The 12521-nt window shown below is 67.2% G+C and carries 7 protein-coding genes; all 7 read left to right on the top strand.

The window, feature by feature from the left end:
* Window positions 1–160 precede the first annotated feature (160 nt).
* Window positions 161–1777 (top strand): aldehyde dehydrogenase family protein, encoded by a 1617-nt coding sequence (locus AC1PLS_RS12635; protein ID WP_481103755.1) that lies wholly within the window; start codon window positions 161–163, stop codon window positions 1775–1777.
* The gene (locus AC1PLS_RS12630) at window positions 1774–2973 is read left to right on the top strand and encodes a M24 family metallopeptidase (protein ID WP_126962872.1); all 1200 of its coding nucleotides are present in this window, start codon (window positions 1774–1776) and stop codon (window positions 2971–2973) included. The genes AC1PLS_RS12635 and AC1PLS_RS12630 overlap by 4 nt, the downstream gene beginning before the upstream one ends.
* Before the next feature lie 115 nt (window positions 2974–3088).
* The gene (locus AC1PLS_RS12625) at window positions 3089–4906 is read left to right on the top strand and encodes a DUF885 domain-containing protein (protein WP_481103754.1); all 1818 of its coding nucleotides are present in this window, start codon (window positions 3089–3091) and stop codon (window positions 4904–4906) included.
* A complete protein-coding gene (locus AC1PLS_RS12620) occupies window positions 4903–6774 on the top strand; it encodes a DUF885 domain-containing protein (protein ID WP_481103753.1) in 1872 nt (623 codons plus the stop codon). The genes AC1PLS_RS12625 and AC1PLS_RS12620 overlap by 4 nt, the downstream gene beginning before the upstream one ends.
* A 65-nt stretch (window positions 6775–6839) precedes the next feature.
* On the top strand, window positions 6840–8426 hold the full coding sequence (locus AC1PLS_RS12615; RefSeq protein WP_167764077.1) for an APC family permease: 1587 nt from the start codon (window positions 6840–6842) through the stop codon (window positions 8424–8426).
* Window positions 8416–10764: a S9 family peptidase gene (locus tag AC1PLS_RS12610; RefSeq protein WP_481103752.1), complete on the top strand. Its 2349-nt coding sequence runs from the start codon at window positions 8416–8418 to the stop codon at window positions 10762–10764. Before AC1PLS_RS12615 ends, AC1PLS_RS12610 begins: the two co-directional genes overlap by 11 nt.
* Window positions 10761–12401 carry a DUF5597 domain-containing protein gene (locus AC1PLS_RS12605; protein ID WP_481103751.1) on the top strand — a complete coding sequence of 547 codons (1641 nt, stop codon included), beginning with the start codon at window positions 10761–10763 and terminating at the stop codon, window positions 12399–12401. Before AC1PLS_RS12610 ends, AC1PLS_RS12605 begins: the two co-directional genes overlap by 4 nt.
* Window positions 12402–12521: the final 120 nt, after the last annotated feature.

Raw genomic sequence — 12521 nt, 5'->3', positions numbered from 1 at the left:
GATGAGCGCCGCGCACGGATGCACGCGCGGACGCGGTGGCCGGCGTAGCGCGAGGTGGGTCGATGAGGATGTCGCATCAGCGCGGCATCCTCGTCGTTTTTTGGTCGGCCGCTGCCGCACAGTGCGCAGGGTCTGTCCTCATGCAACCGAAGGTGCCGCAATGAACGAGACGCTCCAATCCCCGCCCATCCAGCAGGCCGAGGTGTTGCTGGCCGGCCGGTGGCAACCCAGCCGCGCGGCGAGCGCCAGCTTCCGTGCCGCCGACCCGAGCACGGGCGAGGCGATCGGGCCGCAGTTTCCGGTCAGCGGTGCGGAGGATGTCGAAACCGCGGTTGCGGCAGCGCAAGCGATTGCAGCGGAACTTGCCGCGGCACCGGTCGAGAAGATTTCGGCGTTTCTGGACGCCTACGCCGACGCGCTGGATGCCGATGCCGACACCCTGGTGGCGCTTGCCCACGCAGAAACCGCATTGCCGGCGCCCACACGCTTGCGTGGCAACGAGCTGCCGCGCACCAGCGGGCAGTTGCGTCAGGCCGCCCAGGCGGTGCGCAGCTATAGCTGGACCCAACCCATCATCGACACCGCTGCCGATCTGCGTTCGCATCTGGCGCCACTCGGCAAGCCGGTGGTGGTGTTTGGCCCGAACAATTTCCCGTTCGCCTTCAATGCGATTGCCGGCAGCGATTTCGCCTCGGCCATTGCCGCGCGCAACCCGGTGATCGCCAAGGCGCATCCGCTGCATCCGGCCACCAGCCAGCGCATGGCGCAGCTTGCGCACACAGCCTTGCTTGCGGCGGGCCTGCCGGCTGCGACGGTGCAGTTGCTGTATCACTTTGACAACGCCACTGGCCTGCGGCTGGCCGGCGATGCGCGGCTGGGGGCGATCGGCTTCACCGGCAGCCGTGCGGGCGGGCTGGCGCTGAAGGCCGCCGCCGATGCGGCCGGCGTGCCGTTCTATGCCGAGCTGTCCAGCGTCAACCCGGTGTTCCTGCTGCCGGGCGCACTGGCCGAACGCGGCGCGGCGCTGGCGCAGGAATTCTTCTCCTCGTGCACGCTGGGCAGCGGCCAGTTCTGCACCAATCCCGGGGTGGTGGTGGTGCCGCAGGGCGAGGCCGGCGATGCGTTCGTGGCCGCGACCACGGCGCATTTCGAAGCCGCCATACCGATGGTGTTGTTTTCCAGTGCAGGCGTGGAAGGCGTGCAACACGGTGTGGCAGCGCTGCGCGCTGCCGGCGCCGCGCTGCTTGCCGGCGGGCATACCGGCGAAGACGGCTATCGCTACGCGCCGACCTTGTTGAGCGTGGATGCGCAGGCCTTCCTCACCAGCCCGCATGCGTTGCAGACCGAGGCCTTCGGCCCGGTGAGCCTGCTGGTGCGTGCACGCGACGTGGCGCAGATGACGCAGATCGCCGCTGCATTCGAAGGCAACCTCACCGGCACCTTGTACCGCGCGGCCGATGGCAGCGACGATGCGGCTTGGCAGGCCATCGCTCCGGTGCTGCGGGCGCGGGTGGGGCGCTTGATCAACAGCAAGATGCCGACCGGCGTGGCGGTGAGCGCGGCGCAGAATCATGGCGGGCCGTTCCCCAGCACCGGGCACCCGGGCTTCACCGCGGTGGGCATGCCCGGTTCGATCCGCCGCTTCGCCGCCCTGCACAGCTACGACGCGGTGCCGGACGCCTTGCTGCCGGCCGACCTGCGCCAGCGCAATCCGGGTGGCGTGGCGCGCCTGGTCGATGGGCAATGGAGCACCGCCGACCTTGGAGCCGGCGCATGAGCAGCCAGATCGGCGGGCTGTCGCTGGAACAGGCGCGCGCGCAATTGACGCCGTGGACGCAGCGCGCCGCGCCGATCGCCGCGCAGGAATACGCACAGCGCATCGAACGCGCACGCCGCCTGATGCGCGCGCACGGCGTGGATGCGCTGTTGATCGGCGCCGGCACGTCGCTGCGCTATTTCACCGGCGTGCCCTGGGGCGCGAGCGAGCGCCTGGTCGCGCTGCTGCTCACGCTGGACGGCGACCCGGTGCTGATCTGCCCCGCGTTCGAAGAAGGCTCGCTGGATGCGGTGCTGAAGATCGCGGTCGCCAAACATCTGTGGGAAGAACACGAGGACCCGTACGCACTGGTGGTGCAGGTGATGGACGACCGCCACGCGCATGCACTGGCGCTGGATCCAGGCATTGCCTTTGCCGTGCACACCGGCCTGCGCGCGCACCTGGGCACGGCGATCCGCGATGCCGCGGCCATCATCGACGGCTGCCGCATGTGCAAGTCACCGGCCGAGCTGGCGCTGATGCAGCAGGCCTGCGACATGACCTTGCTGGTGCAGCGGCTGGCCGCCGGCATCGCGCAGGAAGGCATCGGCACCGACCAGTTGGTGCGCTTCATCGACGAGGCGCATCGCGCGCTGGGCGCGGACAACGGCTCGACCTTCTGCATCGTGCAGTTCGGCCATGCCACCGCATTCCCGCACGGCATTCCAGGCGTGCAGCACCTGCGCGCAGGCGAGCTGGTGCTGATCGACACCGGCTGCACCGTGCAGGGCTATCACTCCGATATCACCCGCACCTGGATCTACGGCGCGCCCGACGACGCGCAACGGCGCATCTGGGACCTGGAGCAGGCGGCGCAGGCAGCGGCGTTTGCGGCGATCCGCCCCGGGCTCGCCTGCGAAGCGGTGGACCAGGCCGCGCGCAGCGTGCTGGAGGCCGCTGGGCTGGGGCCGGACTACCGCTTGCCAGGATTGCCGCACCGCACCGGCCATGGCTGCGGCCTGGCGATCCACGAAGCGCCGTATCTGGTGCGCGGCAATGCGCAGCCGCTGCAGCCGGGCATGTGCGCCAGCAACGAGCCGATGATCGTGGTGCCCGGTGCGTTCGGGGTGCGCCTGGAAGACCACTTTTACGTCACCGATACCGGCGCGCAGTGGTTTACCCCGCCGTCGCCGGCGATCGACCAACCGTTTGCATGAGCCGTTACAGGCTCACGCACGCGTAGGAGCGCGCCCGGGCGCAACGGGCAGTCCCGATAAAGCCGTCGCGCTCAGGCGCGCTCCTACAGCCGCCATTGCCTCTTGGAGTAACTGCATGAACCACCTGCGTCCCGTCGCCATCGGCCTGCTGGCCGCCGCCTTGTTCACTGCCTGCAAGCCGGCGCCGCCGGCAGCGGAAACGGCGGCTGCAGCCACCGCTGCGCCAACCGGCGAGCAAGCCGCCAAGGCCTTCGATGCGCTGCTGGACAAGCAATGGCAGTACCAGTTGCAGCACAACCCGGAGTTCGCCAGCATCATCGGCGACAAGCGGTACAACGATCGTTGGAGCGACTATTCGCTTCAGGCCGTGCAGGCCGAACGCACGGCCACCGCCGAGCTGCTCACGCAATTCGAAGCGATCGACAGCAAGACGCTGGACGAACAGCGCCAGCTCAGCCTGCAGATGATGCTCGGCCAGTTGCGCGACAAGCTGGAAGGCATCGACCTGAAAACCTATGCGATGCCGCTGGAGCCGATCGGCGGCATCCAGCTGGGGCTGGCCGGTTATGGCGATGCGTTTCCGTTCGAGAACGCCAAGGATTATCAGGACTACATCAAGCGCCTGCAGACCATTCCGACAGTGATCGACCAGGTGATCGCGGTGTCGCGGCAGGGCGCCAAGGAGGGGCTGGTGCAGCCGCGTTATCTGCTGGAGCGCCTGCCCGAGCAGATCGACAAGATCGCCGCGCTGACCGGCGAGCAGAGCCCGTTCGCCTCGCCGCTGAAAAAAGTCGATGCCGCGGTGCCGGCCGAGCAGCGCGCTGCGCTGCGCACGCAGTTGCTGGCCGCGATCGAGCAACAGGTGCGCCCGGCCTACGCCAAGCTGGCCGCGTTCGTGCGCGACGAGTACGCCGCGCAAGGGCGCGCGCAGGAAGGGGTATGGTCGCTGCCCGATGGCGAACGCCGCTATCGCTATGCCATCCACACCCAGACCACCACCGACATGGCGCCGGAGGAGATCCATCAGATCGGCCTGAAGGAAGTGGCGCGCATCGAAGGCGAGATGACGGTGATCGCCAAGGCGCAGGGCTTTGCCGACCTGGCCAGCTTCCGCAAGGCGGTGGACACCGACAAGCGCCACTTCGCCAGCTCCGGCGAGCAGATCCTGCAGCAGTACCGCGATTACATCGCCGCGATGGAACCCGAGTTGCCCAAGCTGTTCGGTCACCTGCCGAAAACGCCGCTGGAAGTGCAGGCGATGCCCGCATTCCGACGCAGCGCGCCCGGCGCCGAATACTGGCAGAGCAATCCGGAAGGCACCAAGCCGGCCATCGTCAAGGTCAACACCAGCGACTTCGCCAGCCGCACGCTGGTCAATATCGAAACCACCGCCTATCACGAGGGCGTGCCGGGCCATCACCTGCAGATCTCGCTTGCGCAGACGTTGCCATTGCCGCCGTTCCGCCAGCAGGCCGGCTACAACGCCTATATCGAAGGCTGGGCGCTGTACGCCGAGCGCCTGGGCAAGGAGATCGGCTTCTTCAAGGACCCGTACAACGATTACGGCCGGCTGTCCGGCGAGCTGTTGCGCGCCAATCGCCTGGTGCTCGACACCGGCGTGCATTACAAGCGCTGGAACCGCCAGCAGATGGTGGATTTCTTCCACGCGCATCCGTCCGATGACGAGCCCAGCATCCAGTCCGAAACCGATCGCTACATCGTCTGGCCGGGCCAGGCGTTGGGCTACAAGTTGGGGCAGCTGCAGATTCTTGCGCTGCGTGCGGAGGCGGAAAAAGAACTCGGCGATCGCTTCGATGTGCGCGCCTTCCACGATGCGGTGCTCGGCGGCGGCGCAATGCCGCTGGCGATGCTGCAGCAGCGCGTGCGCCAGTGGATCGCGCAGGCCAAGGCGGCGCCGGAGGCACGCGGATGAGCACCAACAGCGTCTGGCGCGCGAGCGCATTGAGCGTGCTGATTGCTGCCAGCCTGGGCGGCACGGTGTCGCAAGCACAGGCCGCAGCACCTGCACCCGCAGCAAGCACGCAAGACAGTGCAGCGGCACGCTTCAAGGCGCTGTACACGCGCGAATGGCGCTGGCGGCAGGCGCAGCTGTCCGGTGCGGTGGATGAAGACAACCAGGCCACGCAGGACAGGCAGTCCGACCATCTGCCCAAGGTCGATGTGGCCACGCAAAATCTGCGCACCGCGTACTGGCAACAGACGTTGAAGGAGCTGGATGCGATTCCGGCAGCGCAGTTGCCGGCCGAAGATCAGGTGAGCTACCAGGTGTACCGGCAGCAGTTGCTGGTGCTGCTGGATCAGCAGCACTTCCGCGCCTGGGAAATGCCGTTCAACAGCGACTCGGCGTTCTGGAGCGACCTGGGCTTCAGCGCCGAAGCCAAGCTGCGCACGCGCGAGGACTACCAGCGTTATCTCAAGATGCTGGCCGATATCCCGCGCTATTTCGCCGAGCACACCGACAATATGCGTGCCGGCCTGGCGCGCGGTTTCAGCCAGCCCCGGGTGACCCTGACCGGGCGCGACCAGTCCATCGCCGACGTGGTGCAGGCCAAGGGCGAGGCCAATCCGTTCTACGCACCGTTCAAGCAGATGCCGGCCACGCTGCCTGCCGATGTGCAGGCGCAATTGCGCCTGCAGGCAGTGCAGACCATCGATACGCAGGTGCTGCCGGCCTACGCGAGCTTGCTGGACTTCATCCGCAACGAGTACCAGCCGCGCGCGCGCACCACGCTGGCCGGCGAAGCCTTGCCGGACGGGCAGGCGTATTACCGCGCGCAGATCCGCGAATTCACCACGCTGGAGTTGAGCCCGGAGCAGATCCACCAGATCGGTCTGCAGGAAGTGGCCAAGCTGCGCACGCAGATGGATCAGACCATCGCCGACAGCGGCTTCAAGGCACCGGCCGGGCAGGCGGTGTTTCCGGCCTTCCTGCAGTTCCTGCGCAGCGACCCGCAGTTCTATGCCAAGACGCCGGAACAGTTGCTCAAGCAGGCCGCCTGGATCGCCAAGCGCGTGGACGCCAAGGTGGGCGATTACATCGGCCGGCTGCCGCGCCGACGCTTCGCGATCGAGCCGGTACCGCCGGAGCTGGCGCCGTTCTACACCGGCGGGCGCGGTGGCCCGGGCATCTATCTGGTCAACACCTACAACCTGCCGTCGCGGCCGCTGTACAACCTGACCGCACTGACGCTGCACGAGTCCTCGCCCGGCCACGCGCTGCAGATGCCGCTGGCGGCAGAAGCGCAGGGGCTGCCGGAGTTTCGCCGCTACGCCTACATCTCTGCCTATGGCGAAGGCTGGGCCCTGTATTCGGAGTACCTGGGCCAGGAAATGGGCATGTACGACACGCCCTATGACCGCTTCGGCTATCTCACCTACCAGATGTGGCGCGCCTGCCGCCTGGTGATCGATACCGGCATCCACCACAAGGGCTGGACGCGCGCGCAGGCGCAGGCCTACCTGCGCGACAACACCGCCTTGAGCGAGCACGAAGTCACCACCGAGGTGGACCGCTACATCGCCTGGCCGGGGCAGGCGTTGTCGTATTACCTGGGCGAGCTGAAGATCCTGGAGCTGCGGCGCAAGGCCGAAGCCGCCCTGGGCGAAAAATTCGACCTGCGCCATTTCCACGATGCGGTGCTGCAGACCGGCTCGGTGCCATTGCCGGTGCTGGAGGCGCGCATCGACCGCTTCATCGCCGACGGTGGTGTCTCGCCGTATGCCGCCGAAGATGCTGCCGGGCCGGCGGCAGCAGCGGCCAAGGCCGCTGCCAGCGACTGATCCGGGACATCACCAGCCGACGTTCTTCGCTACACCAACCGCGTATCCACGCTTCGGGGCGACCAATGACCACACACGGTGCGACCACGCAAGGCAAGTTCCACAAGCGACTCAGCCTGACCGACCTGACCTTTATCGGGCTGGGTTCGATCTTCGGCTCGGGCTGGTTGTTCTCTGCCAGCCATGTCTCTGCCATCGCCGGGCCGGCCGGCATCCTATCGTGGATCCTCGGCGGCATCGCGGTGTTGCTGCTCGGCCTGGTGTATTGCGAACTCGGCGCCGCGCTGCCACGCGCCGGTGGCGTGGTGCGCTACCCGGAATATTCGCATGGCGCCTTGCTCGGCTCGTTGACCGGCTTCATCACCCTGATCGCGTTTTCCAGCCTGATCGCGATCGAGGTGGAGGCTGCGCGCCAGTATGCGGCGGCGTGGTTTCCGCTGCTCAACCAACCCGGCGGTAGCCATCCCAGCGTGTGGGGCTGGTTGGTGCAACTGGCCTTGCTGGTGCTGTTCTTCCTGCTCAACTATTTCAGCGTCAAGACCTTCGCGCTGGCCAACAACATCGTCAGCATCTTCAAGTTCCTGGTGCCGATCCTGGTGATCGTGCTGCTGATGAAGCACTTCAACCCGGGCAACCTGAGCGTGCACGGGTTTGCGCCCTCGGGCATGGCCGGGGTGGAGGCGGCGATCTCCGCCGGCGGCATCATCTTTGCCTACCTGGGCCTGACCCCGATCGTGTCGGTGGCCAGCGAGGTGCGCGACCCGCAGCGCAATATCCCGATCGCCCTGATCCTGTCGGTGGCCTTGTCCACGGTGATCTACGTGCTGCTGCAGCTGGCATTCCTTGGCAGCATTCCCGCCACGCAACTGGCACCGGGCTGGAGCGGCATCGACAAGGTGTTTGCGCTGCCGTATCACGACATCGCGCTGGCGTTGGGGATGGCGTGGCTGGCTGCGCTGGTGATCTGCGATGCGATGGTCTCGCCCAGCGGTACCGGCAACATCTACATGAATGCCACCCCGCGCGTGGTGTACGGCTGGGCGCGTAGCGGCGGGTTCTTGCCGGTGCTGACGCGGGTGGATCCGCAATCGGGCATTCCGCGTCCGGCATTGTGGTTGAGCCTGGGCTTGTCGATCTTCTGGACGCTGCCGTTCCCCTCGTGGGAGACCTTGATCGGCGTGGTGTCGGCGGCCCTGGTGCTGAGCTACGCGGTGGCGCCGGTGACGGTGGCGGCGTTGCGCCGCAGTGCGCCGGACTTGCCGCGGCCGTTTCGCGTCCGTGGCCTTGCCGTGCTGGGGCCGCTGTCGTTCATCGTCGCCGCCTTGATCGTCTACTGGTCGACCTGGCCCACCTTGTCGTGGTTGCTCGGCCTGCAGGTGGTCGCGTTCGTGCTGTATGTGCTGTATCGCCTGCCATCGCGCCAGGGCCGGGCACGCCTGCTGCGCCAGGTGCGCGCATCGCTGTGGTTGATCGTGTTCTTCGTGCTGGTGATGGCAGTGTCCTGGGCCGGCACGTTCGGCGGTCACGGCTGGATCGCGCATCCGTTCGACACCTTGAGCGTGGCGGTAATTGCATTCTTCATCTATCACTGGGGCGCGCGTAGCGGCTTGCGCGGCGATGAGCTGGCGTTGGAGGAGGACGATGGCGAGTGAGCTGCGCCGCAGCGCGGGTGCATCGCGCTGGTTGCGTGGCTGCTTGAACGGGGTGGCTGCGTGCATCGTGTTGCTGTCGACGGCGGCACAGGCCGCGCCCAGTGTGGCCGACTACCAACGCGCGCTGGGCTTGCGCGCGCACTGGAGCACGCTGACCGAGAACGTGGCCTGGCCGGCGCAATGGCAGGACAACGGCACGTTTTATTACCGCAAGACGGTGCCGGGCGGATTCGCCTTCGTCCGTATGGATGTCGCCACGCTGCAGAAAACGCCGGCGTTCGATCAGCTGCGCGTGGCGCAGGCATTGAGTGCAGCGACCGGCACACCCTACACCGCGTTGCAGTTGCCGTTCGAGCGCTTTGCCTATGCGCCGGACGGCGAGCGCAGCGACGGGGCGATTCGCTTCGCACTTGGCGAAGCGCCCTGGCGTTGCAGCCTGACGGACGACCGCTGCGCCCGCGATGACGCCGCCACGCAGCAGCGTCCACGCGGCTTCGGTGTGGTGCGCGACCCTGCGGTGCCAGCCGACACCACGCCGCGCCGTTCGCCCGATGGCCGCTGGGAAGCGCTCGCCGATGGCTGGAACCTGCTGCTGCGTCGCGTTGCCGATGGCCAGCTGACCCGGCTCAGCGACGATGGCCGCGCAGACGATTACTTCGACCCGCAAAGCATCGCCTGGTCGCCGGATTCGCAGCGGCTGGCGGTGTATCGCGTGCGTCCCGGGTTGGCCCGCCGCGTCACCCGCGTGGAAGCGGCGCCTGCAGGCGGCGGCCAGCCGCGCGTGCGCACCCAGCTGTACCCCAAGCCCGGCGATGCGGTGGATGTGGAGCGGCCGGTGCTGTTTGCCGTGGACGGCACACGCCGCGAGGTGGACACCGCCTTGTTCGCCAATCCGTATGCGTTGTCGCCGTTGCAGTGGCGCAGCGATGGCCGCAGCGTGAGCTTCGATTACGTGCAACGCGGCTTTCAGCGCATGCGGGTGATCGCGGTGGATGCGCAGAGCGGTCGCGCGCACGTGGCGGTCGGCGAAGATGCGCGCACCTTCGTCTATGCCGACCGCAGCTTCCGGCATGACGTGGATGGGCGCGGCGACGCGTTGCTGTGGATCTCCGAACGCGACGGCTGGCGGCACCTGTACCTGGTCGATGGCCGCAGCGGCAGGTTCAAGCGGCAGCTCACGCGTGGGCCGTGGATCGTGCGCGATGTGCTGCGCGTGGACGACGCGCAGCGGCGCATCTGGTTCACCGCCAGCGGCATGGATGCGGGCAAAGACCCGTACTACCGGCAGCTGTACAGCGTGGATTTCGACGGCCGCCAGTTGACCCGGCTGACCCACAGCGATGCCGATCATGATGTGGCGATCGCCGACGACGGCCGGCATTACGTCGATGTCTATTCGCGACCGGATCTGCCGCCGGTGATGGAACTGCACGCAATCGATGGCCGGCTGCTGCAGCAGGTGGAGCAGGGCAAGATCGACAGATTGCTGGCCGCCGGCTGGCGCGCGCCGGAGACCTTCGTTGCCAAGGGCCGCGATGGCCGCACCGACATCTGGGGCATGGTGGTGCGCCCACGCGATTACGACCCGCACAAAAAGTATCCGGTGATCGAGAACATCTACGCCGGCCCGCACGACTCCTTCGTGCCGAAGACGTTCTGGCCGTTTGGCTATCACTCCGGTGGCGACAAGCAGATCGGCATGCAGGCGCAGGCGGATCTGGGCTTTATCGTGGTGATGATCGACGGCATGGGCACCGCCAACCGCTCCAAGGCCTTTCATGATGTGGCGTGGAAGAACCTGGGCGATTCCGGCTTTGCCGATCGCATCGCCTGGCACCGTGCGTTGGCGGACAGGGACCCTTCCTACGACATCGGCCGGGTCGGCATCTATGGCGCCTCTGCCGGCGGGCAGAGCACGCTGGGCGCGCTCGAACGCCATCCGGACTTCTACAAGGTGGGCGTGGCGTTCGCCGGGTGCTACGACAACCGCATGGACAAGATCAGCTGGAACGAGCAGTGGATGGGCTGGCCGGTGGATGCCGGTTATGCGCAGGCCTCGGGCGTGGTCAATGCGGCCAAGTTGCAGGGCGACCTGCTGCTGATCGTCGGCGAGCAGGACAGCAATGTGGACCCGGCCTCCACCGCGCAGGTGGTCGATGCGCTGATCAAGGCCGGCAAGGACTTCGAGCTGCTCAACGTGCCTGGCGGCGAGCATTCGGTAGGCCGCTCCAGCGGGCCGATCGACTATGTGCAGCGTCGCCAGTACGACTTCTTCGTGCGCCATCTGCGCGACGAACCCACGCCGCATTGGAATTCACTACCGTCGGAGGCGCGATGATGCGTTTGCTTGCCCTGAAGATGCCCCGGCCGCGCGGCCGCATCGCAGCCCTGCTGTGGTCGCTGGCGATGTTGGCCGGTTGCGTGCCATTGCTGGCCAGCGCGGAAGAACTGCCGCGCTTCGTTACCCAGAATGGCCGCCATGCGCTGTTCGTCGATGGCGCGCCATACACCGTGCTGTCCGCGCAGCTGCACAATTCCAGCGCCTGGCCGGCGGTGCTGCCCAAGGCGCTGGACGAGGTGGTCGCGCTGCACGCCAACACGGTGGAAGCGCCGGTGTACTGGGAGCAGTTCGAGCCGGCGCCCGGGCGCTTCGATACCACCAACGTGGATGCCTTGATTGCCGGCGCGCGCAAGCGTGGCCTGCGCGTGGCCCTGCTGTGGTTCGGCAGCTGGAAGAACGGCCAGATGCATTACGTGCCGGAGTGGATCAAGCGCGACGACGCCACCTACCCGCGCATGCGCGATGCCAATGGTGAGCCCGTGGATGTGCTGTCGCCGCATGTGGCCGCCAACGTGCAGGCCGATGTGCGTGCGTTCACCGCATTGATGCAGCACCTGCGCAAGGTCGATGGCGACCGCCACACGGTGATCCTGGTACAGGTGGAAAACGAGCCCGGCGCAATCGGCACGGTGCGCGACCATGGCCCGGCAGGCGAGGCGGCGTTCGCGCAACCGGTGCCCGCCGCGATCGCGCAAAAACTGGGCAAACCGCAGGGCAGCTGGCAGCAGCTGTTCGGTGCCGAAGCGGCCGAAGCCTTCAATGCGCATGCGACGGCGGCGTACATCGAACAGGTGGCCGCGGCCGGCAAGCGCGCCTATCCGCTGCCGCTCTACGTCAACACCTGGCTGCGCTACAAGGGCAAGCGTTACCCGGGCATGGATTATCCGTCCGGCGGTGCGACGGTGAATGTGTTCGCGCTGTGGCGCGCGGCCACGCCGTCGGTCGACTTCATCGGCACCGATATCTACACCAGCGACTACAACGAGTACACCAAGGTCATCGGCCAGTACGCGCGACCGGACAACCCGGCCTGGGTTTCGGAGACCGGCTTCGAGGCGGCCACCGCGCCGTATCTGTTCCATGTGCTGGGGCAGGGCGGGATCGGCTTTTCGGTGTTCGGCATGGATGGCAACCAGGACAGCCAGGCCAACCGCGACGCGATCGCTGCACACGCCGCCAACTTCAAGCTGCTGGCGCCGCTGCAGCGCGTGATCGCCCAGGCCGCCTTCGACGGCCGGCTGCAGGCGGTGGCCGAACAGCCCGGCGCGCCGCAACGCACGCTGCGCTTCGGCGATTGGCAGGCCAAGGTGTCGTTCGGTGCGCCGATGTGGGGCGATGCGCCGGCGATCCTGCCCGGCAACGACGACCACGCCGGCCGGCTGCTGGTGGCGCAGCTGGGGCCGGAGGAGTTCCTGGTCACCGGAATGGCCGCGCGGATTGAATTTTTCCGCGAGGCGGCCGATACCCGTCATGGACAACTGTTGCGGGTGGAGCAGGGGCGGTACGTGGACGGGCGCTGGCAGGTCGAAAGACAGCTCAACGGCGACCAGACCGACTACGGGCTCAACGTCGGTCGTGTGGATGCGGCGGGAGAGGTTCCAGTGGTCTTGCGTGTGCGGGTAGGCACCTATTGAGCCTGCGTGAGGCGGCTGGGCAGCCGTGAGGTGGGCGTGATCGGAATCGGTGGGTGGGACACGTCATTGCGGTTCCTGTGAGCTGATTCCAACCCGTGAGACACGCTCGCCACGCGCCTC

The organism is Xanthomonas sp. NCPPB 3218, from assembly GCF_056725185.1.
The sequence above is the reverse complement of the archived record's forward strand: the minus strand, read 5'-3'. Positions and strand labels throughout refer to the sequence as shown.

Bases quoted from the DNA above. Each gene is read 5' to 3' on its own strand.
- AC1PLS_RS12605 (WP_481103751.1), top strand. From the start codon at position 10,761: ATGATGCGTTTGCTTGCCCTGAAGATGCCCCGGCCGCGCGGCCGCATC.
- AC1PLS_RS12615 (WP_167764077.1), top strand. From the start codon at position 6,840: ATGACCACACACGGTGCGACCACGCAAGGCAAGTTCCACAAGCGACTC.
- AC1PLS_RS12610 (WP_481103752.1), top strand. From the start codon at position 8,416: ATGGCGAGTGAGCTGCGCCGCAGCGCGGGTGCATCGCGCTGGTTGCGT.
- AC1PLS_RS12620 (WP_481103753.1), top strand. From the start codon at position 4,903: ATGAGCACCAACAGCGTCTGGCGCGCGAGCGCATTGAGCGTGCTGATT.
- AC1PLS_RS12625 (WP_481103754.1), top strand. From the start codon at position 3,089: ATGAACCACCTGCGTCCCGTCGCCATCGGCCTGCTGGCCGCCGCCTTG.
- AC1PLS_RS12635 (WP_481103755.1), top strand. From the start codon at position 161: ATGAACGAGACGCTCCAATCCCCGCCCATCCAGCAGGCCGAGGTGTTG.
- AC1PLS_RS12630 (WP_126962872.1), top strand. From the start codon at position 1,774: ATGAGCAGCCAGATCGGCGGGCTGTCGCTGGAACAGGCGCGCGCGCAA.